The organism is Photorhabdus machadonis, from assembly GCF_052657765.1.
In genome coordinates this window covers 798059-821551 of the sequence record NZ_CP199761.1, presented here as the reverse complement: position 1 = coordinate 821551, position 23493 = coordinate 798059, and the positions used below count along the sequence as shown (strand labels likewise).

Here is a 23493-nt window from a genome sequence, read left to right as displayed (position 1 = left end):
ATCACCAACTATCAGAGGTAGTTCATCATGGCTAAATGCGATTCTAAAGCAAAAACCATTACAACTAAAGTGCAGGCTGTAAAGCCACGGCATTACACCGTGGGCTACCGGCCTAACCGGGGCAAGCCCAATCCGTACCCGCAGCTCACCATTAAGGGACGTTGGTTGGCTGCGTTGGGCTTTACCACAGGGAAGCCGATCACTATTACCAGCGAAGCCGGACAGTTAATCATTCAACTGGCTGAAAATGACTAACAGCTAAAAGAAAGATCTTGGTCAATTCATAAAGCCGGGAATTTTACTAAGATTCTTTTATTCGATTAATAAGTGAAGCCATCACTTCAGTGGCTTCTTCTTTAAATTTAATGCTCCATTCTTTAGTCCAATCACTTGGTCGACCTTGATCTTCCCATTCAGCTAAAGCAACAGCATTAATTATTTCTAATTCAAACCATATTTTCTGATATCGCTCATCATCGTACAGATCCTCTGATGAATGAATGAACCTAGAGAACACCATTAAGTCATCTAATGAGTTAACCGCATCTTTTATCAAGGATTCTTTATTTTCCATATTTCACCGTTACCACTTTACCTGATTCATTAGTAACAATAGATACATTATTCATTGGGTCATAATGAACAGTCGTTCCCCCTCTACTCGGGGTTGATATTCCATTTTTGATGGTATTTTCTACAACAGATGGAGTAATTCCGCGATCTTGCATACGATCCAAGGCATGACCGGAATACTCTCTGTTATTAATAGTCGCAGGTTCATTCCTTACGGGTTGATAAGAGGGATTCTTAGGCTGATTCATCTGCTTCTGTTTACCTCCCATAGGGAGGGTAGCCCCAGAATTTGTATTATTTGCAGAGTTTCCAGATTTACCTTTACCCAATCCTCCAGTTACAGCACCCAGTGCAGCGCCCGCTAAGATTTCTGCCTGCTGCTTGTCGATACCGTAGCGGCTTTGCAACTGATGCGCAAATTCCGTACTCGAAACGACGCCTTCAGCTTCAATCTGCTGGGCCAACAGAGAAGACATGTCATTCTTCATCCGTGAAGGCACATCGTCACCCAGTACGCGATCGATGGCTTGACGTACCAGCATACCATTAGCCGGGATATCGCCGTATTTTTCCTTGCAGGCGGCGGGATTGGAAGAACACACCGCGATCAGCTCTTTTTGCTGCTTGAGGCTCAGATCTTCCATTTCCTTCGTGATCTGTTTGCAGTCGCCGCGTCCCTCACACCCTTTGGCTCTGGCCGCAAAGTCATCTATCTGCTCCGCGCTCAAAAAGTTATTCTCAATCACGGATAAGGCCGCCGGTGTTATCGGTTTGAGTGTCAACATCAAGCTGAGTGTCGCCCACCGCCTGCACCTGACCGTGACGATTATCGAGCCGCTGGGTTGTCAGGTTGAGCGTCCCTGTCGACAACAATTTGCCGTCCCGGTTATCCAGCGCGGCGTGTCGGGTGTCGATAACCACCTGTCCGCCTTGAAGGTGACCGTGGCGATTGTCCAGTGGGCCGCTGGTGATTGTGGTTTTTCCTTCTCCAATAATCTGGCCCTGTTGGTTATCCAGCAACTGCCCGTCAGTCTCCAGCGTCAGGGCGTCGGCGGATTGTAAAGTGCCCTCGCGGTTTATCAGTTGCTGGCTGTGCATGTTCAGCCCGCCATTCCCCGCTATTTGGCCCTGAGTATTATTGAGCGCGGTGCTGGTCAGTACGGTTTTGCCGTCCGCCGCGATTATGCCGCCGGTGTTATTGATATCGCCGGTGCGCAAAGTTAACTGCCCGCCACTTAACACCCGGCCTGCTTTTTGGTCGGCATGGCGGGTATTGGTGAGCTTATGCCCGTGGGTATCAATGGCCATCTCGCGACCCGCCTGTAGCAACCCCGCCGTGTTATCCAGTTCGCCACTGTTGACCGTCAGGGTGTCTTCGGCTATCACCTGTCCGGCGGTATTGGTGAAGGGATGGCCGGTGGTCTGGCTGTCAATGTGTTGCGCCAGCAACACGCCCTGCGTGTTATCCAGGGTCTGGCTGGTGGTGGTCAGCCGGGTTTTGGCTTCAAGATGACCGTTAACGTTTTGAATAGTTTTGCCAACGGTGAGGGTAGCGCTGTCTCCGGTTGCCACAATGCTGCCCTGACCATTATTCAGTTGGGCCGCCCTGAGCTGGAGCGCGTTGCCCGCTTCCAGCCGACCCGACTGATTGTCCAGCGTGTCACTGACGGTCAGCTTCAACGAGCCTTTTTCGGCGGCCACGATATTGCCGTGATGATTATCGACGGTCGTTGCTTCAAGGTTCAGGTTGCCGTTGCCCGCAATGGTGCCGTGCTGGTTATCCAGTCGTCGGGTGGTGAGGGACAAGTCATCCTTACCCCGTTGTTGCATCACACCGCCTGTATCGTCAGGGCGCCATGGGTGAGCAATTTACCCTGATTGCCCAGCCATCGTTGGGTGTTGAGCGACAGTTTCCCGTTGCCCGCCAGTTGTACCGTGCCCTGAGTATTATCCACCTGATGCGCAGTCAGATGCAGGTCCTCGCCCTGACTGGCAATAGTGCCCTGACGGTTGTTAAGCTGGTCCGCAGTGAGCGTCAATTTTCCCTGACTGAACAAAGTGCCCTCACCGTTATTCAGGGTGTGGGTGTTGAGCGTTAGCTCACCGCTCCCCGTCTGGTTAATTTTTCCCTGCTGATTAGCGATATCCGGGGTCGTGAGGTGGATTGCCCGCGCCACTAACTGGCCGCCCTTGTTGTTAAACCGGCCCGGGGTTTTCACCGTCAAACGGTCGGCGTTGACGGTAGCGTGAGCAGTACTTATCCCCTGTTGGCTGGCAGTCAATTGAATTTGATTGGCTACGGTCTGGCTGCCGCTCAGGTCAATCTGTTGCCCCTGAACCGTCAGGGCATTTGTCGCCAGATTTTTCCCGCCGGCCTGAACGTGCTGCGCCGTCAGGGTCAGTGAACCGGGTCGGGTGGTGTTGCCGTTATCATCCAGCCCTGCGGCCCACACACTGTCATGGCTGCTGTGTATCGTGTCCGCGGTGACGGTGGTATCACCACGCGCTTCCACCCGGCCCTGATTATCCAGCGCCCCTTTGGCGTGTAAATTCACCGTCGATTGTGACAGCAATTTGCCTGTGTTCGAGATATTAGCGGAAGCGGTTAATTGCAACGCATCACGGCCGTTGATGGTGCCACTGTTCCCAATCCACCCATCGGCGGTAATATGCACTTCACCCGCCGTCGCACCGAGGTTACCGGCGTTACGCACCCCCACACCCGCTTCGGTGCCTGTCAACCTAATTTTATGGGCATACATGCCGCCCAGTGCCGCTACATCTAACGCAAACGCCGGGGACTTTTTATTGTCAGCCGATTTTTTTTCAATTTGCTGATGCGCGGCATCCACAATATTGCGTCCGGTGGTCACTTTCAGGTCTTGCGCGTGTAATTTGGCGTTAATCGCGACGGCGCGGGCAATAATATCGGTGTAACTTTGCTGTGTGCTGTCCATGCCGTGCCCGTCAATCCGCACGTCCCCCTGATTGACATCAAACCCTTTTAACCGGCCCTGTTCCATCAGCGCCTCGCCAGTGGTCAGCGTGGTACGATGCGCGTTGATAAACCCACAGCCGTTGCAGGTGATACCAGCGGGGTTAGCGATAACCACTTCCGCTTTGCGGCCAGCCACTTCGATCCAGCCGTTAAGGTGACTGGGGTCATGACTGTTGACTTCATTGAGGATAATGCTGGCTTCCCCTTTCGCCAGCCACGGGTTACCGGCCACCATCCCACCGAGTTGCGTCTGCGTGGTGTTAGCGCTGTTATTGAGGATAACGCCTTGTTTATCCACGTCAAACTGACGGTAGGTATTGTGGGAAACGCCGTCGGCGCCCGGCGTCTGGATATTGACCTGCGGCGTGCCGTTGGCGCTGCGAACGAGGGTCGGTTGCTGGCGCCCCGGCGCCTGTCCATCGGCCACAATCGCCGCCTGTGCGGTGAGCGAAATCCCGCCAAAGGCTAACAACAATCCAAACCGTAGCGCAGTGAGTCGGCAACGATGCTGTGGTGAAGAGGGGTGATGAGCGCGGCGTCCGGTTCTTCCCCGTCCGGCCCGCGCTATCTCGGCCACCACCATCCACATCTGGCGAGATTGGTTAAAGATAATACGATATAACTGCTTGTTCATGATTTTTACTCCACACAACACTACCCACCGGCAGTTTTGCTATTTGAATCAGTACTGCCAATACAGGTTGAATCCGGCCGTAACGGGGGAGGTTTGGAAACCGGCGGGTTTGGACAGCGGGACACCAACAAACAGGTCGTAGCTCACCCCTTTCAGGCTGCCGCGCCAGCCCAGGGCACTCCCCGCCAGGTGTTTACCGAGCAGGGCGTCACTGCCCCGTCCGCCCACTTCGCCATAATCCATTGCCAGATACAGCGATTGCCCTTTCAGCGGGGTTTGCCAGTCCAGTTCGTTCCGGCTGTACCAGCCCCGACGCGGATAAGGTCAGCTCGCCATCAAAGCCGCGCACCGTCCAGCGGCCACCGATTGAGAATCGATCCTGGGGCGTCAATGGGCTGGCGCTTATCTGACGCAGATACTGGGTCTGATAAGAAAAGGGCTGAGAAAACAGGGTTAACGGCCCGGCAAGCGTCGCCGAGAATTGGGTGATTTTAGGCAAGGCGGTCCCTTCATTGCGGGACTCTTCCGGCGCAGGTTGCGCGCCAAACCAGCGCATGCCCTGCTGGTAAGTCACCTTAGTATCCAGCGTCGCGCTGCCGATAAAGTGGTGATGGGACAGCCCCAGCTTCCAGCCGGCAGTTTCCCGGCACTGAACGTCGATTTCCGTGTTATCAATAAAATTGTGCGAAGTCCGGCGATAAATTTCACTGTTGAGCAGAGTTTTCTGATCGGCGTTACGGTGCAGCACCCGGCTGAGCTGGACCGCCAGTTTTTGGCTTTTGCCCCGGTATTGGATCGCCTGATTCAGCCCGGCTATCGTCTGGGTATAATCGTAATGGCTGGCCGTCACGCTCGCCATCCAGTAGCCGAAGGGCAGGGAGTAATAGAGCGTGTTGTTTTGGCTGCCTTTTCCGGCAGACGCGTGAATATCGCGCCCGGCGGAGAGATAAAATAGATCGCTGAGCGCCAGAGGATTATCCAGAAAAAAGGTGAATCCGCCCTGATAACGCCCGGTACTTTTGGACCCGGTATCATCCAGATACGTGGCGACTCGCCAGTGCCGTGACTGACGCCAGTCCAGCACAATATCGCTCTCCCCCGGTTGCTCTGCCGGGACAATGTTCATATTGGCCTGAACCGTCGGAAAACGTTGCAGATTTTCCAGTCCCTGCTCAATATCCCGTAAATCCAGCCGTTTTCCTTCACGCGCGGGAAAAGGCGTTATCCGCTGGATATATTTCCCGCTGTCAGGGGTATAGCGGATATGCCGGATCCTTCCCGGTATCATCACCAGTTTTAAGGTTTGGGTATGCAGATCCTGACGAGGAGCCAGAACCCGGCTGGTGACATAGCCATGATTGATGAGCTGATCTTGCAATTGGGTCATCAGCCGGCTAATGCCTTTATCACCGAGGCAATGGTTTTCGCCCTGTTGGGCAACATGCCTGAACGGTAACCAGTGCGGGAAATTTTCGGTCCCTGCCAGGATGACGCGGGTGATGGGAAAACACGGGGTTTCCACTGGGAATGGGGATGACACCGCTTTTTCGGGTACCGACAGGCGAACCTCCGCAGGGGGTGGAGCCAATTGCGCCTCCAGCGCTTGCTGACGCGCCTGTTGATGGATCAGCTGTTGATCTGCAATGTCGGCGGCCTGACTGTCTGAGACTACGCTACAAAAAACCGCAAACACTAAAATACTGCTTTTCATTGACTTTCTATTCCACAATGTCGAAGCGGTATTAACCACCCATTGCACTTAGTGATCAATATTTGTGGTTGATAATCAACTGGGCAACTAAATTGGGGATTGATTCAATAAGATAATAACAAAAACAAGGCGTTATATTTTTACACAAAAAATAAACCAATGTTATTAAAATGTTACAAATCATATAAAAAACAGATTAATATTAATCATTTAATAACCAATGGTAATAATTTCAAAATAATTTTGTTTTTTATTTATTTTTGTGATTTATATCACATAAATTAATTTTACTGCGCAAAAAGACACCGAAAAGACTCTGATTTTTGTTATTCCTGTAACGCAGCCGCTGGCGGATAATTCGGATTATTAAGGAGATGAACTGACTCCTGGTGCTGACCGTTTCAATGGAATGGAATTTTAGCGATAGGGGAAAAGGGGTTATCCGGGTAAATTTGGGTTGCCCTCGTCAGTACCTTGAAAAGGTGATCACTGGTTTAATTCAGTTAACACCGTAAAATAAAAATACAATATTAATCAACATCCGATAATAGCGAGATAATCAGGAGTTAAAACAATGACTTTTAATAATCGTTTAAAACCTGCTCTCACAAATTTACCAATGGAAAACGAAAAATAAAAATTGGTTTTATTGATCTTATACCCCCCTAAAAAAAGACAAATAATAATATAAACAGGTTAATAAGGTGATATATTTACCAAAAGCAGATAGCTTTAATAACGTTCTCAACCAAACATACACTTTGTCATAAACTAATTAAATCATCATCTTCGAAAACTCGGTATAGGAAAACACCGTAAAAATTTCACGTAAAATTATAGACAACCATTAAAGAACACCGATAAACCTTTAGGCTAACGGGATTAAAAACGAAAAAGAAGAATAAAAAATTTATTTAGTCACATTAAAAACAGTTAAAGAAATGGGTGTTAATCTTTATATCATTCACATACCTGTTACCCTCTCTGATTTTAAAACTTGAAAACTAAATACAAGAAAAGGAAAAACAAAAAAACTCAGTATCAGTTTAATGAAAATAGCGAAATTAACGATGGATTGGGAAATGGAAAAAACCATTAGGTTTAAAAAAAATGGCTCAGTGAAAACTCTTTATTACATGAGAATCGTTTTACTCGATACTGTAATTTAAACTGGCTTTACACTATGTTAAATCGCCAATAGCATAGCTTTTCTACGGTTTGATTAAACCGTTCCTCTTTTTATACCTTTATAGTGATTTAACGCTAAAATCAATTTATATCGTTATTTTCCACACTATTTTTGCTCTCTGTTAAATAACCTTTCATAATAGTGCTACAGTTTGTCCGCTTGATTGACATTTGAATAATTGAAGCTTGATACTCGGTAGACGTAACAAACATCGTTTAGAATGTCCTCACCATGCTTTTCGCTGAAAGCCCGAACCTGGTAGCACAGACCCGAGATCCGACCGCACACGCGGAAATCCTGGCCGTACGGGAAGCGTGCAAGAAGCTCGGGACCGAGCACCTGACCGACTGCGATATTTACATTCTCACCTGCCCCTGCCCTATGTGCCTAGGCTCGCTCTGAGTCTGTGAAAACAGATTCTCTCTTTCTTTGTCCGTTGCTATTTTTAAACAAAACTCAGGCTATTAACTACATATCATATTTTTCCTGAATAAACCCGCATCTTGCCGTACAATTCCGCCTTTCCCATCTCATTTATTTAATTACCGGAAGAACGAATGGACAGACGATTTGTTCAATCCTATAAAGAAGCACGCTGGGCTGTGTTCTTGACGCTTGCTTATCTCGTTGGCTGGCTGATAACAGCCTATTTACCCAGTGATGCCCCAGGTGTCACGGGCTTACCTCGTTGGTTTGAAATGGCATGTTTGTTACTACCCGTAGTCTTTATCATCCTCTGCTGGTTAATGGTGAAGTTTATTTTCAAAGAAGTCCCGCTGGAGGATGAGAATGCAAAGTGACGTTATCTTACCTCTGCTAGGCTATCTTGCGCTGGTATTTCTTCTGTCAATCTACGCTTACCGGCACCGCAAGAAAGGCGCTTTCCTGACTGAGTATTTCCTTGGTAACCGTTCAATGGGTGGCTTTGTACTGGCAATGACCATTACCGCCACCTATATCAGTGCCAGCTCATTTATTGGCGGGCCAGGAGCAGCCTATAAATATGGTCTGGGATGGGTGTTACTGTCGCTGATTCAGTTACCGGCAATATGGCTTTCTCTTGGTGTGTTGGGTAAGAAATTTGCCATTCTTGCTCGTCGCTATAATGCCGTCACCCTTAATGACATGTTGTATGCCCGTTATGGCAGTCGCCTCTTGGTTTGGTTTGCCAGCCTGAGTCTTTTAGTCGCTTTTGTTGGTGCGATGACCGTTCAGTTTATTGGCGGTGCACGCCTGATGGAAACTGCCGCAGGTATCCCTTATGGCACCGGATTAATGATTTTCGGTGTCTCTATCGCACTCTATACCGCATTTGGTGGCTTCAGAGCGAGTGTCCTCAATGATGCCCTACAAGGGCTGGTCATGCTGTTAGGCACCGTTCTGCTGTTAGTGGCAATTATTTATAAAGCAGGTGGTCTGGCGGAAGCGGTTGACACACTACGGGCGATCAATCCTGAACTTGTTTCCCCGCAAGGAGCGGACCATATCCTCAGCGGGCCTTTCATGGCATCATTCTGGGTATTGGTCTGTTTTGGTGTCATTGGGCTACCACATACCGCCGTTCGTTGTATCTCCTACCGCGACAGCAAAGCTGTCCATCAAGGGATTATCATCGGTACCATCGCCATGACAATCCTTATGTTTGGTATGCACCTGGCAGGAGCACTTGGCCGGGCAATTATTCCTGATCTGGCCATTCCCGATCAAGTCATCCCAACATTGATGATCACTGTCTTGCCGCCATTCGCTGCCGGAATCTTTCTGGCCGCACCGATGGCAGCAATTATGTCAACGATTAATGCACAACTGTTGCAATCTTCTGCAACAATCGTGAAAGATCTCTACCTCAACCTGTTTCCACAACAAATCGTACAGGAGAAAAAACTGGCCCGGATTTCCAGTTTCTCAACCCTGATTCTCGGTTTGTTACTGCTGTTAGCCGCCTGGCACCCACCAGAGATGATTATCTGGTTGAATCTACTGGCTTTCGGTGGCTTACAGGCCGTATTCCTATGGCCATTGGTGCTGGGACTGTACTGGGAAAAAGCCAATGCATATGGCGCTGTCAGTTCGATGATTACAGGGGCAGCAAGTTACACTCTGCTCGCCAGTTTCGATATTTATCTATTAGACTTTCATCCGATCGTACCATCACTGCTACTCAGCCTGTTGGCTTTCGGGATTGGTAATACCATCGGCCACCGGTTGCCGCAACGGGTGGTCAAGCTTTATTAAGCGGATCGTTTTAACCTATTTTTAATTAAAGAGAATTTTTATGCCTTGGATACAACTTCGATTAAATACCACAGGACAGCTGGCAGAATCCCTGGGAGATAATCTAATGGAAAGTGGGGCAGTATCAATCACCTTTCAAGACAGCCACGATAACCCTGTATTCGAGCCCCTACCAGGTGAAACCCGTTTATGGGGAGATACAGATGTCATCGGACTTTATGATGCTGAAACGGATATGAAAGCCGTTATCAGCCTGCTTGAAAAAGTTCCTCAGTTAGGTCAAGGATTTGTTCATAAGATCGAGCAATTAGAAGACAAAGACTGGGAACGAGAATGGATGGATAACTTCCACCCAATGCGTTTTGGTCACCGTTTGTGGGTCTGCCCAAGCTGGCGTGATGTTCCTGATCCCGCTGCCGTTAACGTCATGCTGGACCCTGGGCTGGCTTTTGGTACAGGTACCCATCCAACCACATCGTTATGCCTGCAATGGCTAGATAGCCTCAATCTGGAAGGTAAAACCATCATTGATTTTGGTTGTGGCTCTGGCATATTGGCAATTGCAGCGTTAAAACTCGGTGCCGCACACGCTATCGGCATCGATATCGATCCGCAGGCTATTCAGGCCAGCCGCGATAACGCAGAGCGTAACGGCGTTCTGGGGCGTTTAACGCTATATTTGGCGAAAGATCAGCCAAACGATCTTGAATCTGATGTAGTAATTGCTAATATTCTAGCAGGCCCTCTGCGTGAACTCGCACCTATCATTGGTGCATTACCAAAACCAGGTGGTCTGTTGGGTTTATCCGGTATTTTAGCAAGTCAGGCAGAAAGTGTTATTCAAGCCTATACTGATAAATTCGTGATCGATCCTGTTGCGGAACAGGAAGAATGGTGTCGGATATCTGGGGTAAAAATAGCAGCAAGTTAGAATTATTGTATTTTGTTATGATGCCGAGAGTAATTTTTGATCACTCACTGATGATAATCCGTGCTATCGACAAACTGGCTGATAGAAAAATCCTGAGTGATAAACTTTACCGATGACATATAACACTATGTTATTTATGAATAATTATATTCACCCCAGAAGGAAAGCTGGAAAAAAATTGTAACAAATGTCGATTTGCTCAAAGTTTGGCCTTTCATATTTTGCGAAAAATGCGTAATATACGCGCCCTTGCAGTCACAGTATGGCCACTCTTTCTCGTCTATGCGTATCGGACAATACCAGCTGAAAAACTGTCTTATTGCGGCCCCAATGGCTGGCATAACTGACCGTCCGTTTCGGTCACTATGTTACGAAATGGGTGCAGGTATGACAGTATCGGAAATGCTATCTTCCAACCCACAGGTCTGGAAGACAGACAAATCCCGGCTACGTATGGTTCACAGTGACGAACCGGGAATTCGTTCCGTGCAAATTGCCGGCAATGATCCTGATGAAATGGCAGCGGCAGCGAAGATTAACGTCGCTAATGGTGCTCAGATCATTGATATCAACATGGGGTGCCCAGCCAAGAAAGTGAATCGTAAGCTGGCAGGTTCAGCTTTATTGCGTTACCCGGAATTGGTCGAAAAGATCCTGTCCGCGGTTGTAAATGCAGTAGATGCTCCTGTTACGCTGAAAATCCGCACTGGATGGTCGCCAGAAGAACGAAATTGTGTAAAGATTGCCCAATTGGCCGAGCATTGTGGTATTCAGGCTCTGACGATTCACGGCAGGACGCGATCCTGTTTGTTTAACGGAGAAGCAGAGTACGACAATATTCGGACAGTTAAGCAGACTGTTGCCATCCCGGTTATTGCCAATGGTGACATAACTGACCCGCTTAAGGCCAGAGCAGTGCTTGAATACACCGGGGCTGATGCCCTGATGATAGGCCGTGCTGCTCAGGGAAGACCCTGGATCTTCCGGGAAATCCAGCATTATCTGGAAACAGGGGAATTGCTACCACCGATGCCGATTGGCGAAGTGCAGCATTTAATGAACGAGCATATACGGGAATTGCACGACTTTTATGGTCCAGGCAAGGGAGCCCGTATCGCACGTAAGCATGTATCTTGGTATCTCCGGGAACATGCTCCTGATGACCAGTTCCGGCGCACATTCAACACCATAGAGGATGCCAGCGAACAGCTGGAGGTGTTGAAGGCATATTTCGAAAATTTTGCGTAATATAAAGAAAAGAGCTGACAGAACTATGTTCGAACAACGCGTAAATTCTGACGTACTAACCGTTGCTACTGTAAATTCACAAGATCAGGTTACTCAAAAACCTTTGCGTGACTCAGTTAAACAAGCACTGAAGAACTATTTTGCTCAACTAAATGGTCAAGATGTTAATGACCTGTATGAGTTGGTACTGGCTGAGGTGGAGCAGCCATTGTTGGACATGGTGATGCAATACACCCGTGGCAACCAAACACGTGCTGCCCTGATGATGGGCATCAACCGTGGCACACTGCGTAAGAAATTGAAAAAATATGGCATGAACTGATCCTAGTCAGCTAACATGTTGTTGAATAAGCACTTTCTCGTTTGAGGAAGTGCTTTTTTATTTATGTTTATACAAATGTTTATGCATAGTTCTCTGAACGGATCTATAAGCGCGGTATAAGACGAGAACATCAATCATGCTGATATGAAGTGCTATCGGTGGTAGGTCGGTATGTTTAACTTCATCAATCTTGTATGAAGAGGTTTCAACAGATTTCGTCGAAATTTATTGGGGGTGATAGGAACGAATATTATTACCAGTGAGAAGATATCCCGTTACCTATCTTCCCGGCGATCTTAAAGTGAGGATTAGCTATTCAAAAAATATAGTATTTTTGAAATAAATTATCTGATTCTTTTCAAAAGATACGCTACCATCGGTTGAGATACACCGACTAGATCAGCTATATCTGCATGAGTATGCCCTTTTTCATATAGTTCACGTTCAAGATGCCTGCGTTCGTCAACCGCTAGCTGTGAAGGGTTAAAATATACCATTTCGCGAAATTCTCCATCTGCTCGGATACGCACTGAAAGAACTTCATCTGATGGCTTTGTTACATGAACAACAGCTAATCCTGCTCCACCTTTAATTACGTAACTGTCTTTATTAGGATCAATGTCCGATGGGATTGAAAATGAAGATTGTGAAATCGATTTGTTATTTTGAGAATCAGTCATATTTTTTTATATTAATTTTCTTCTATGAAGAAGGCAGACCTGAAATAGGGGCCTGCCATATGCCAAAGCTCATCAGGAACGCACTAGCAAGGTCAATTTTGTTCGCCGATTTCTTCTTGTTCGGCTTGATATTAGCGTTTGCTTCCGTTTCCATCACCCATGAGAGCACCGGATCGCCGTTGTGACGGAATGCCTCGCGCTTTCTGTATCGTGTCATGCAGTGAAGCGCTGTCTACCGATACATCCAGATTCGGATTGGCCTTAATCCAAAGCGTTTCATCATCAATCTCGTTCTCGTCGTCCAGTTCGTAGATCAGGGCAAACAGGATGCTTTCAGGACGTGCACCCATCCCTAATTCAAGGGCAGAGTAAACCGCGTTATCGGGGTGCAAATGGTACTCATCGACAATGGCGAGACTGGGGTTAGTGCTTTCAACCGTTGAGGTTTTGGCTGCCAGTGGCTTTAGCAGGCTGTCACTCTTTGCATAAGTCACTTTATGTTGCTGGACAGCTACCCGTTTCTTAAGGGGTCTCGATAACAGGCACATCTGGCGGGCATCATCAAACACAATACGCGCCTGATCCCGGCTCACGGCGGCGATGTAAATATCCTGCTGTCCCTGTTCCATGACCAAGAACCCGTTCGCCAGTATCGTAGCAACGGTGGATTTGGCATTTTTTCGTGGCACCTGAATATAGGCGCTGCGGTATTTCCGGCATCCGGTCGCTTTCACCTTGAAGCCAAGCAGTGACGACATTTTTATCATGATTTTTTCTGCATCAGCTTTCGCTTTCAGCATGACGGGTTACTGGTTGCTGCGCCGCGTGAACCTTCCACCGCGAACCCGAGCACTTCAATATCGGCGGTCAGCCAGCCTAAGATATCTACATCACTAAAATCGATAATTTCTTGGGTAGTCTTGGGGTAAGCGTAGATAGGGAACCGTTTAATGCGGACTTCTTCCATCTTCGGCGTGGCAGTCTCACCGCGTGCTTTACCTTCTTCCCCGTGGGCTACCACTGCACCACCGACAGAAACAAGCTGTTTGTACTCGCTGCTGCGTGTGGTCTTGATTGTACAGATTTGACGCATGACCGACTCATCAGTCAGTTGCGGCATGATCTGTTTATTCAGCTCAGGGATAACGGTATAGCCACCATCTGAGGGGATACCTGTAGACAGGATGCCAGTTTCACCGGTCAGGATATAGTGGCCAATTCGTCGTTGCTGAGTTTGCCACTGGTCGGCTAGTTCTTTGCTTGATTACGTTCTTCATCAGATAAAGCCTCATAACGGGCAATTTCAGAATTGAGTGCATCAGATTGATTGCGCAGCTCATCAAATTGTTTGGCTTCATCGGCGTTGAGTGAGCGCTTTTCGTCTTCGGCTTTGGTAAGAAGCGAACGCATTTGATGGGTTAAATCGGCTTTTTGCTGACGTAATTCGAGTCGTTTTTTCATGGTGTTTTTCGGAATAGTTATTTTCTTTAAAATACTATTTAACACCATAAAAATAATAAAAAAGCCTCTATTATTTAGAGGCTAAACAAGAGGAAACGTGGAAACAGAATATTTACAAAAAATTATTTTAATTCATTTACATAGATGACTTCATATCCGTCATTTGTTGGATAGATAAAAGCATCTTTATTAGCGGTTGGAAGGCTAAATGAGGCAGAAAATGCCCCATATGATATTGACGTAAAAGGAGAACTCTTCCAGATATCTCTGTTTTTATTATCATATAAAACAATAAAATATTTGTCTCCCATAATGACATACTTCCACATTGCATATGGAGATATGAGTAATTTTTTATATACCACTGCGGTATATTGACCATCTTCACCCTTCTCCTCAAAATACTTATTCCAATTACCGAAGAACAATGTTGATGGAAATAACATCCACATTATAAAAATAATGATAAAAAACAAAACTAACCATGGCTTTCTAAAAGAGAATTTACAATTATTTACCTTTTTCACTTGGTATAACGCTGGGATTTACAAAACTAAAGTATGGATAAAACTTATAGCACGCTTTATTATTTTTCCTTAAATAGGCTGTATTTGTCTTTGTTCCTCCACAATCAGATATCGCATAAGCGTCTATTCTAAGAGCTATATTAAGTAATGGATCGCTTATATAAACAACTGGGATAGTTAAAGTTAATATGATCACAAGAATATACATTTATTTATTAGATAATTTTACGAAAGAATTATTATTGATATTTTCAATCCAATGAAAAGGAATAAAGTTAGAGAAAAACCCAATTAACCAATTAATTAGTGGGGAGAAAATGACCCACGCAATAATAAAAGCAAGCAATAAAAAAAACTGAAAAATTATACTTATTAGTCGAATCCGCCTATTAAATAAGTACCATATAAAAATAACGTAACAAAAAAACATATCGTTGTTTTTTATTGTTAATATTATTCACCATCACTCCTATTTTATTATTTAATATTCGTAATTTTTAAAAAATTACTCTGTTTTATTATGCTTTTTAAGTTAAAGCCATAATGAATGGCGAATTAAATCGCCATTCTGATTATGTTATTTATCTTTTACTTTTATAATATAAGTTTTGTGGACTCCTCCTCCACTTGTAAACATTGCTCCATTAACCCTGCTTACTACTGTTATGTGTATATCGCCTACTTTCGATGGTTTACCGCTTATTATTAGATGATTAAAATTTTCTGATATTTCTTCTTTACCATCAAGTAAAAATTTTCTTTTAAGAGGACTCCATGTTATTCCTGAATTAGCCGGTTCTATGGTGACTGGTGTTCCTTCTATAACATATGCACTACCTCCTTTTATATGTATAGAAGCATGGTAATTTTTACCTACAGTGGCATCAGGCAAGTAGTTCCCTTCGGGATAGATAGATACCGAAACTGAGCTACATGATGCAGTCAATATAATAAAAATTAAAAATATTATTTTTTTCATTTTTACTTAAGTGGCTTAAAAACCAATCCTCCAAAAGTATGTTCAATAAAGTAATCATACGATGAGTTAATTTTCATCCAAGGTTTAACTTTTCCCCATGAAAATAATATGATATCTACACACCCATTCGCATCTTTTTCTGCTTTACTTCTCCAAGAAATCCAGTGATTTTTTCCTGATGTTTCTTCCATATTTTCTAACATACCAGCAGAAATTAAGGAAACCACATGATAACCTTGATCAATATAACCATTCAGTGTTTCAATGTCTTCTTTATTACTATGCATCAAACTAATATTACTAAATATTTTTTCATAGCCCGCTTTTTCAAACCACTCAGTCAATTTCCCCCACATAGTCACACCAGCAGCCTGATCATCAACTTCATCATAGCTAAAAATCATATTTTCTGAGTCTCTTAAGCTCGCCAGTGTGATCCAATCTAATCCTGATATTCTTGAACCATATTGGTCATAAAAAGAACCTTTAGGGTAAAGACAACCATCACCCGGCTTAATTTTTAATTGGCCTATTTTAGTTTTGCCATATTTCCATAACTCATAAGCGGCTTGTTCATAAATATCCGGTCTGTCCATTTGTAAACAATAAAAAAATGCAGCAGGACCACATAAACTTGCATCACCCTGAATTGGATAATTTTTTTAGATAGCCTATCCTGAATTTGTGATTCAATTTTACTTTTTTCAAATGGATCATCTTTGTGACCAATTGGATATTCTTTAGCAATAAAGGGTCTTTCAGGAACAGTAATTTTTAATTCAACGGTATTATCCCCATCGCTGACCGGTTTTGTTTCAATCGTGCTTTCAAAATAACACGCATTTTCCCGTTTCTTTTCTGAACAGGCTTTACCTGCTACAAACTCACCCAGTGTATACATCTTTTTAAAAGGGGCTTGCAATGCCTGAATCGTATTTGAACCATGTTTGCGATAAAGCATGATTTGCATAATATAAATCACGGAAAGGTCATCGTCTGTTTCTTCAGTGACATGCTGTTGAGTTTCATAATTGCTCTGTAATTGTGCCTGAAAAATATCAAGCAATATATGATGGTTTCCTTTTACGTCCTTACGATAAATGATTAAATCATACAGCAAGTTTTCGGCAGGTACATTTGATTCTATTTTTGTGTAAACGGTATAGGTCGGCATGGTATTAATCCTTTACAATATGAAAACTCAGGTTCTTTTTATCATCAGTGAGATGCCATTGGGTATAACCTTGTTTATCGGTCTTCCCTTCTTTTATCTGACCATCTGGCAGACAAACCCGATACTTGCGTTCGGTTAAAAGATTGCCTTCATCATCTACACAACGGTAGCGAGCATGATGTTTAGCAGGTTTTGCCGGAGTCTCTTCAACCAGCGGCTTCTTAAGTGGTTTAACATTCGTGAACCCAGATAATAACGGCCTGCCTTCTTCGCGCCCGGATAATTGTGTAATGCTATAACCCGATGTTCCGGCGGTAAGATGCCTGCATGAAATAGATTTATAATCAATCTGCACCGTTTCATACGGGATCTGGTCATTACTGTCTATCGAATGGGGATAATGACAGGTAAAATCAACAATGGTTGCTCCTGTTAGTTTGATTTCATAAAAGGCTTCTAATTGTCCTAACTGGCTGGTGCGATAGCACAAAAAAACAGCTTATAACAATTCGTTACCATCAATTGCCATCGCTAAGAGCGGCGAGGATTTATCAATAGGCTTGGTAAAGCTAACGGGGTGATGATGTGCGTTCTGGTCGCGGTTCACTGAATGGCTGACACTCAATACCTGTATTTCATCTTCCCGGCCTGCCTGATAGCGGTTTCCAATGGATTCAGGCGTTGAGCACCCGGCTGAAATTAAACCTTGCTTCTTACCTTTTAACGACAAATAGATGATATGTGACATCTTGTCTCCTGTGATCTGACTTCCGAAAATACCGAATAAATGAAGCAGAATACAACAGGATTATTTATCTATTCCAGATTGAGTGAAAGCGCAGCAATGAATTTGTGATTAATCTCTGTTTTTAAAGTAAATCAGAAGATTACATCGCTTAAATTTCTGGTAGCACCAAATCAGGCTGATATCGTATTTTACATCTTTTGATTTATCAGGCTCTTATTTACCTGCCAGAGATACCCCCCTATAAATCTTTTTCGCCCTCTCAGTTATGCACCTTCTTCACATTCTCCTCAAAGCCTTGCTATATCTGGGTTTGTCGTAATTAATACGATATTCATTCACTGTATCACCTGTTCACTCCTTTTTTATATGAATGAAGAGAATGTATAGTTAGTGTATAGCTAAAAAATAACTATACCCGTAATCATTGAAGATGCTTGATTTTATCCGAAATGGAGATCATTATCCTCGCTATGAAAATATTTATTACATCAGAACAAAAAATCAAACTTGAACATCTTCACGACACCACTCGTGATGGTCAGGTACGAGACAGAATAAAAGCGATCCTTCTGGCTTCTGAAGGGTGGAGTTCTGTGATGATAGCCCAGGCATTACGACTCCATCAGACCACCGTTGACCGCCATATCGGTGATTACCTCAATCAGGGGAAACTTCAATCTGATAATGGGGGGTCTGATAGTTGACTTTCTCAAGAACAAACTGATTTTTTAATCAATCACTTATCTCAACATCTTTTCCATCACACCCATGAAATCGTGGCCTATGTTGCTCAGCTCTGGAATATGACCTTTAGCATTCCCGGCATGAATAAATGGCTACACCATCAGGGTTTTTCTTATAAAAAACCTTGTGGCGTCCCTCATAAATTCGAGGCAGAAAAACAGAGACAATTTATTGAATATGATGAAAATCTTAAAATCACAGCGAAAGACCAACCCATCCTTTTTCTTGACGCTGTTCACCCGACTCAAGGCACCAAACTCGGTTATGGCTGGATGCGAAAAGGCGAGAAAAAAACAGTCAAAACAACAGGAAGCCGAACTCGCCTGAATATATTGGGCGCGCTCAACCTGAATGCCATTGGTCGTACGGTGTTCCAGGAATATCAAACCCTCAATGACTACAACATTTGCTGTTTTTTCAATGAAATAAGGAAGTCTTATCCTGACTATCATCAAAAAATTCATCTTATTGTAGATGGGGCGGGTGACAACAAAGCTCATCTCGTGAAGGAGTGGGCTTATGTTAGCAATATTGAGTGACATTACCTTCCTCCATACAGCCCAAATTTAAACCCGATAGAGCGATTATGGAAGGTCATGAATGAACAGGTTCGAAATAACCGTTATTTCGCTGATAAACATGAATTTCGAGACAAAGTCTTCAAATTTTTCACCACAACGCTACCGGATATAGCGGACTCGCTGATGTCTAGAATTAACGACCATTTTCAGGTGCTAAAAACTGCATCTTGAAGTTTCTTGGGTATATATGCTTCTCTAGTTGAGATATGTGTTTATCTATATTTTTCCTATTATCTTTAGCGTAATTATCAATCCAATACTCTATAGATTCCTTTACGGTGATTGGATTTAAAGATTCCTGCATAGTCAGATTAAGTTGGATCTTTACCTAATGAGAGCCAATTCCTACATTTATCACGAACTTCACGGGCTTCTTTAAGGCTCATATCAGGATAACGTCCAAGCGTGATGATATCGGCTTCTGTATCACATCCGCCAGTTCTATACTTAAAAAACCAACTGATAGCGCCTTTTTTAGTGACACGAATCATCAACCCTGCACCATCAGCAAGTTTTACTAACTTATCTCTTTCCGTTCCATGTAACGCTCTGAGTTTTTTATCAGTTGATTTATTTAGCTCAGCCATGTGTATATCCATAAAGAGTGAGTTCACATTGTCTCGGATTACCCCACAGTTTGATGTAAGAGTGGTAAAACGTCAATAAGCACTGGAAAAATACACAGTATAATAATTATGTAAATTATTGATTTATAATCATTTAATTAAATCACAGAAAAACACGAAAACATAAATTCCTCTTATACGGCATGAACTAATCGCTATCAACTAGTTCATTAAAAAAGGCACTTTACCTTTTGGTAAAGTGCCTTTTTTACCAAATCAAGAAAAGTAATGCTGAATTTTGAGGACCTTACGCGACAAAATGCAGATTATTTAGTTGCCTAGCAATTCTGAATCATCTGCATCAAGTCTCTCTTTTGCCTTTTTTGCAGCAATATGAAGCAACTTTATTATTTCTACCTCATCATACAATCTCATACCTGCCAGATCCGCTGGTGTTGGTTTCGTTGGAATAACCGCATCACTAAGCCCTTTATCTATCGCATGAAGCCATATTGATACAAAGTGTAATCCAGAAACTAGTAGCATTCTGAGTTCATACATTTTTCCCTCATACTTGGTAGAGCGTTCGGCCAAACGTAGTGCATTAACCGCAGATAAAGCAATAGGACCTTCGTTTAAAGACGAAAATTTAACTTCACCGTCAACCTCCCTTAATTCCAGATCAGCAATTGTTTTACCATCCGATAAAATAAAATAGCGCCAATTACCTGGGGTGGCATTATTCAAAACTTCACCATTGACCAGGTTTTCAATACCCAACGAATAGCAACGATAAGGATCTGAGATAATCAGGCTGTTCGGATCTCTATTTGAAAAAGGACTGGTTGGCCTATTCCGAGCCGTTTGTAATGCCTCTTGAAGCACAGGAATTATAACTTCTACTCCACCCAGAGGCGCCTCAGGATATACAATTTTCATGATGCATCCCTAGTTTTTTCGAGTGAGATAAGTATGAGTCCAGTTCCCACCACCATTGTATGAGAAAGGAAATAAACTAAATGATTGGATAGAGTTACCATATATAGAATCAGTAACAGATATATTTTCAGTCACAGGGTTGTACCCGATAATAGCCAGAAAATGGGCACCTCCGCCATACCAGGCACAACGCAAACAGATCGGACACCTGGCATCAATTTGAGCTTTAATTTCTGACATCTTCATCAAATTGGTATAAAAATTTGCCAAGCTTCTTGTATACATAAGAGCCTGATCCAAATAGCCGTAAACATTACATGGCCCCGGAAAACGACAACATGTCGCCCTTTTCAGTTGCTTGTCAGCGACATCACACTGCGTCCAGAAACCTGTGTTGAAATAAAGCCCAACAGATACAGGCACAGCTGCCCAGCACCAATTACTCTGAATTTGCCGCTGCATGTTAAACGGTAATTCTCTAAAAAAAAGGATAGATTCTGATGAAGAGTCCAAATTTCCTAGCGCTATTGGAGTGATGTGCTTTCCAGATAAACATTTCGGAAAGATATTTTTCGAATCTGAATCACGACTTGCTACATACACATCGTTAGAACGTGACATAATCAGTTCTCCATAATTCTTATTTAGCCGAATATCCATTAAATATTCAGATAATTCAGGACAATGACCAGACTATTAATGAGTTAGCTACGTAGTTTGCTCACTTCAATTTGTCACTTAGAGAGTATAGCACAAGATATTTAAATTTTTTTTCACTCAAAAACCGCAAATCAAGCTATATTTTTATTTCAGAAAGAGATTAATTTGTTATTTTTAATCGGATTTTATAGCGGAAATTTCTTTTAACTACGCTTTTTCATATATTAATTTCCTAATGCTTTCATATAATTTCATCATCCCATTGCAGGAATGCATTGTTGCAAATAAGAAATTTTCAGCACTTTTCAAATGCGACCATTTATTTAAAGAAGTTATTATTATAAATATACTTTGTTGCTGTCATTTTCAGATATTATTAACCTGTCAACTAATTGCCGATAACCCAGAATTATTCCAACATCATATTATTCCGTAATTGATATATTACTCTCTGATTTTATTAATATTAAATAATTAATTACCGCCAACAATAGAATAAAACAACCACAGCATACCAAGACAACACCAAGACGTTGGTTCCAGCCTGCTAACACCAATCCCCCTCCCAATATCAAATAATACAGCAAACCTAACAATGCTCCTGCTGTTCCCAATCTATCCGTATAATCAATCAACGCAGCAGCCAAGATATTGGGAATAGCGATTCCGTAAGCCACAACAATCAAAATCATCGGCAGGATAAAAAAGCAAGTGGCTTCCAGAGCCATTATCATTCCTCCTCCCATCAGGAGGATAATAGCAGCAAATAATACTGCATTTGATGAACGCCATTTTTTGTTTAACAAGAAGTTATTTAACCAAGCACCGATACCTGCCCCTAGCGCCAAAAGCAGCCCGGTATAACCCAACATCTCAGAAGAGAATCCCAACCGTTCAAAATTGAACGGAGCTAATTGATAATAGCTAAATAAACATAAGTTAAAGAGTGCTATCAACAGAGCATTACGCCAAATTGCCACATCCTTGAACATCATAATTAAAGTACTTGTGAGCGGTGTTATTACCACTGTCGCCGGGCGGGTTTCAGGCAAATAAAGGGCAGACCAACCTGACAGTAATACCGCAAGCAGAGACAAACCGAAAAAGACGACTTTATATCCCCCTAAATACACCAAAACAGCACCACTCATCATGCCAACTGCCGGACTTACCGCTAAGGCTATGCCCATGACGGAAAACACCTGTGCTAATTCGCTCCCCTGATAAGAATCTCTCATCATTGTTTGAGTTCCTATCGAACCGACTGCGGCACCAAATGCAGATAACATTCTGGCAACCAGTAATAACTCAAATTGGCTACTGAATAATGCCATTAATGAAGCACCACTATAGAGCAGCAACCCACTCAATATCGCTGGACGTCTGCCTATGAGATCACACATGCGCCCCCAAATAACCACACCAATAGCAAAAGCAAAAAAATATAAAGATAAAGTTTGAGCTGCTTGTTCAGCATTCACCTTAAATCCCTTTGCAATATAGGTTAATGCTGGGCTATAAATGGTCTCTACAATTTGTGGAAACATCATTAGCGCTGTTGCCAACATAAGCCCAAGTTTACGTTGCATTGTGATTTTGCCTGATTCAATTAGACGATAAGCATAAGTTAGCATGATCTCAATTGTCTTATTATAATAATAAAGACAATTTATTTATTAAATAGGACATTAATATGGCATGGCTTTCCCGCGATGATAGTTTTGATCCCGATAGCCTCGGAGTACCGGTTGTTGGGATCGCCGCTGAACTAGGCCAGCATGATTCAGGATTTCATCAACATGAGATGGGACAATTATTATTTACCCAGCAAGGGTGTATCAGTATCACCCTGGCAGATCACTTATGCATACTTCCACCAACCCGGGTTGCCTGGATCCCACCGGGTATTTCTCATAGAGCAGAGATAAGAGAATCTGTCGGATATCGCTCGATTTATCTGGATATCAATCAGATCGGGTGTCTGGCAGAACACATTGAAATACTGGACGTGACACCTTTGCTACGAGCAGTATTGGAACGAATAGCGCAGTCATCTTTTAGCACAGACTGGTTACATGGGCCTGCTGCCAACCTATTAGCAGTTTGCCTTGACGAAATTCGCCTGGCAAAAAGAGAACCTACATTATTACCACTCCCTTTCGATCGTCGTTTGGCCTGCATCCCTATGACAACACTTCCACCACCGCTCAAAATACTGGCAATGAATATCGGCGCCAGTGAGAAAACTATCAGCCGGATATTTCGCCGGGAAACAGGTCTCAGTTATCAACAATGGCGACAACAGTGGCGTTTGATCAAGTCTATAGAATTACTGGCGAAACAGGGTAATTTATCATTTGTCGCTGATGAATTAGAATTTTCCAGTGACAGCGCCTTTATCATCTTTTTCAAGAAAATGACCGGGCAACCACCAAGAGAATATATGTCTGCTTATAAGGAAGGTAATGATTGAGATAACACCCATGATGCTAAATAGGCATCTGGCAGCCAAGTGTCAGTTTCCTGTCTGGTATCTGTCGTGTTCCTGTTGTTATACTTCTTTTATGATAGATTCACTTTTGAATGCTAAAGA

At 43.7% G+C, this 23493-nt stretch carries 19 protein-coding genes and 7 pseudogenes; 9 read left to right on the top strand and 17 right to left on the bottom strand.

Going from position 1 to position 23493, the window contains the following annotated elements; genetic code table 11:
• Positions 1 to 27: 27 nt before the first annotated feature.
• Positions 28 to 255 carry a SymE family type I addiction module toxin gene (locus ACUN2T_RS03880; RefSeq protein WP_011147858.1) on the top strand — a complete coding sequence of 76 codons (228 nt, stop codon included), beginning with the start codon at positions 28 to 30 and terminating at the stop codon, positions 253 to 255.
• 46 nt (positions 256 to 301) lie between these two features.
• Here the strand turns inward: ACUN2T_RS03880 and ACUN2T_RS03875 are convergent, their stop codons facing one another.
• The 4 genes and pseudogenes from ACUN2T_RS03875 to ACUN2T_RS03860 form a co-directional block, all read right to left on the bottom strand.
• On the bottom strand, positions 302 to 574 hold the full coding sequence (locus tag ACUN2T_RS03875; RefSeq protein WP_271868210.1) for a hypothetical protein: 273 nt from the start codon (positions 572 to 574) through the stop codon (positions 302 to 304).
• Positions 564 to 1358, bottom strand: a complete 795-nt coding sequence (locus ACUN2T_RS03870; RefSeq protein WP_445496332.1) for a DUF4258 domain-containing protein — start codon at positions 1356 to 1358, stop codon at positions 564 to 566. The genes ACUN2T_RS03875 and ACUN2T_RS03870 overlap by 11 nt, the downstream gene beginning before the upstream one ends.
• A pseudogene (locus ACUN2T_RS03865) lies at positions 1318 to 4205 on the bottom strand (two-partner secretion domain-containing protein); the annotation flags it as partial. The pseudogene ACUN2T_RS03865 and the gene ACUN2T_RS03870, both read right to left, overlap by 41 nt.
• Positions 4206 to 4253: 48 nt before the next feature.
• A pseudogene (locus ACUN2T_RS03860) lies at positions 4254 to 5916 on the bottom strand (ShlB/FhaC/HecB family hemolysin secretion/activation protein).
• Positions 5917 to 7336: 1420 nt separating this feature from the next.
• Here ACUN2T_RS03860 and ACUN2T_RS03855 point away from each other — a divergent pair.
• From ACUN2T_RS03855 to fis, 6 genes are all read left to right on the top strand, one after another.
• Positions 7337 to 7507, top strand: coding sequence for a deaminase (locus tag ACUN2T_RS03855; RefSeq protein WP_445493764.1), 171 nt, complete (start codon positions 7337 to 7339; stop codon positions 7505 to 7507).
• A gap of 155 nt (positions 7508 to 7662) precedes the next feature.
• Complete coding sequence (locus ACUN2T_RS03850) at positions 7663 to 7905, top strand: YhdT family protein (protein WP_445496331.1); 243 nt, start codon at positions 7663 to 7665, stop codon at positions 7903 to 7905.
• Entirely contained in the window at positions 7895 to 9340 is a 1446-nt protein-coding gene (gene panF, locus ACUN2T_RS03845) for a sodium/pantothenate symporter (RefSeq protein WP_445496330.1), read from the top strand. The genes ACUN2T_RS03850 and panF overlap by 11 nt, the downstream gene beginning before the upstream one ends.
• 40 nt (positions 9341 to 9380) lie before the next feature.
• On the top strand, positions 9381 to 10271 hold the full coding sequence (gene prmA / locus ACUN2T_RS03840) for a 50S ribosomal protein L11 methyltransferase (RefSeq protein WP_445496329.1): 891 nt from the start codon (positions 9381 to 9383) through the stop codon (positions 10269 to 10271).
• A gap of 282 nt (positions 10272 to 10553) precedes the next feature.
• Complete coding sequence (dusB, locus tag ACUN2T_RS03835) at positions 10554 to 11519, top strand: tRNA dihydrouridine synthase DusB (protein ID WP_387465424.1); 966 nt, start codon at positions 10554 to 10556, stop codon at positions 11517 to 11519.
• A gap of 25 nt (positions 11520 to 11544) precedes the next feature.
• Positions 11545 to 11841 carry a DNA-binding transcriptional regulator Fis gene (gene fis, locus ACUN2T_RS03830; RefSeq protein WP_010847912.1) on the top strand — a complete coding sequence of 99 codons (297 nt, stop codon included), beginning with the start codon at positions 11545 to 11547 and terminating at the stop codon, positions 11839 to 11841.
• A 344-nt stretch (positions 11842 to 12185) separates the two neighbouring features.
• Here fis and ACUN2T_RS03825 read toward each other — a convergent pair whose 3' ends face one another.
• From ACUN2T_RS03825 to ACUN2T_RS03785, 9 genes and pseudogenes are all read right to left on the bottom strand, one after another.
• Positions 12186 to 12521: a helix-turn-helix domain-containing protein gene (locus ACUN2T_RS03825; RefSeq protein WP_445496328.1), complete on the bottom strand. Its 336-nt coding sequence runs from the start codon at positions 12519 to 12521 to the stop codon at positions 12186 to 12188.
• Positions 12522 to 12543: 22 nt separating this feature from the next.
• Positions 12544 to 12675, bottom strand: coding sequence for a hypothetical protein (locus tag ACUN2T_RS03820; protein WP_445496327.1), 132 nt, complete (start codon positions 12673 to 12675; stop codon positions 12544 to 12546).
• A gap of 25 nt (positions 12676 to 12700) precedes the next feature.
• A pseudogene (locus tag ACUN2T_RS03815) lies at positions 12701 to 13276 on the bottom strand (terminase large subunit domain-containing protein); the annotation flags it as partial.
• Positions 13277 to 13377: 101 nt separating this feature from the next.
• Positions 13378 to 13982 (bottom strand): annotated as a pseudogene (locus ACUN2T_RS03810) (phage major capsid protein); the annotation flags it as partial.
• 122 nt (positions 13983 to 14104) lie between these two features.
• The gene (locus ACUN2T_RS03805) at positions 14105 to 14509 is read right to left on the bottom strand and encodes a DUF6201 family protein (protein ID WP_445496326.1); all 405 of its coding nucleotides are present in this window, start codon (positions 14507 to 14509) and stop codon (positions 14105 to 14107) included.
• A gap of 577 nt (positions 14510 to 15086) precedes the next feature.
• Positions 15087 to 15401, bottom strand: coding sequence for a hypothetical protein (locus ACUN2T_RS03800; protein ID WP_445496325.1), 315 nt, complete (start codon positions 15399 to 15401; stop codon positions 15087 to 15089).
• An 89-nt stretch (positions 15402 to 15490) separates the two neighbouring features.
• Complete coding sequence (locus tag ACUN2T_RS03795) at positions 15491 to 16084, bottom strand: hypothetical protein (RefSeq protein WP_445496324.1); 594 nt, start codon at positions 16082 to 16084, stop codon at positions 15491 to 15493.
• Complete coding sequence (locus ACUN2T_RS03790; protein WP_445496323.1) at positions 16018 to 16662, bottom strand: hypothetical protein; 645 nt, start codon at positions 16660 to 16662, stop codon at positions 16018 to 16020. Before ACUN2T_RS03790 ends, ACUN2T_RS03795 begins: the two co-directional genes overlap by 67 nt.
• Positions 16663 to 16951: 289 nt before the next feature.
• Positions 16952 to 17410: pseudogene (locus ACUN2T_RS03785) on the bottom strand (Hcp family type VI secretion system effector); the annotation flags it as partial.
• 470 nt (positions 17411 to 17880) lie between these two features.
• Here ACUN2T_RS03785 and ACUN2T_RS03780 point away from each other — a divergent pair.
• Positions 17881 to 18906, top strand: a pseudogene (locus tag ACUN2T_RS03780) (IS630 family transposase).
• Between the two features lie 55 nt (positions 18907 to 18961).
• On the opposite strand, the pseudogene ACUN2T_RS03775 reads toward ACUN2T_RS03780, so the two are convergent.
• The 4 genes and pseudogenes from ACUN2T_RS03775 to ACUN2T_RS03760 all read right to left on the bottom strand — a co-directional run.
• Positions 18962 to 19322 (bottom strand): annotated as a pseudogene (locus ACUN2T_RS03775) (Arm DNA-binding domain-containing protein); the annotation flags it as partial.
• A gap of 309 nt (positions 19323 to 19631) precedes the next feature.
• Positions 19632 to 20240: a hypothetical protein gene (locus ACUN2T_RS03770; protein WP_445496322.1), complete on the bottom strand. Its 609-nt coding sequence runs from the start codon at positions 20238 to 20240 to the stop codon at positions 19632 to 19634.
• 9 nt (positions 20241 to 20249) lie between these two features.
• The gene (locus tag ACUN2T_RS03765; RefSeq protein ID WP_445496321.1) at positions 20250 to 20861 is read right to left on the bottom strand and encodes a papain-like cysteine protease family protein; all 612 of its coding nucleotides are present in this window, start codon (positions 20859 to 20861) and stop codon (positions 20250 to 20252) included.
• Positions 20862 to 21325: 464 nt separating this feature from the next.
• Entirely contained in the window at positions 21326 to 22489 is a 1164-nt protein-coding gene (locus ACUN2T_RS03760) for an MFS transporter (RefSeq protein ID WP_445496320.1), read from the bottom strand.
• 104 nt (positions 22490 to 22593) lie between these two features.
• Between ACUN2T_RS03760 and ACUN2T_RS03755 the strand changes: the two genes are divergently transcribed.
• Positions 22594 to 23373 carry an AraC family transcriptional regulator gene (locus ACUN2T_RS03755; RefSeq protein WP_445496319.1) on the top strand — a complete coding sequence of 260 codons (780 nt, stop codon included), beginning with the start codon at positions 22594 to 22596 and terminating at the stop codon, positions 23371 to 23373.
• The last annotated feature ends 120 nt before the right edge of the window (positions 23374 to 23493 follow it).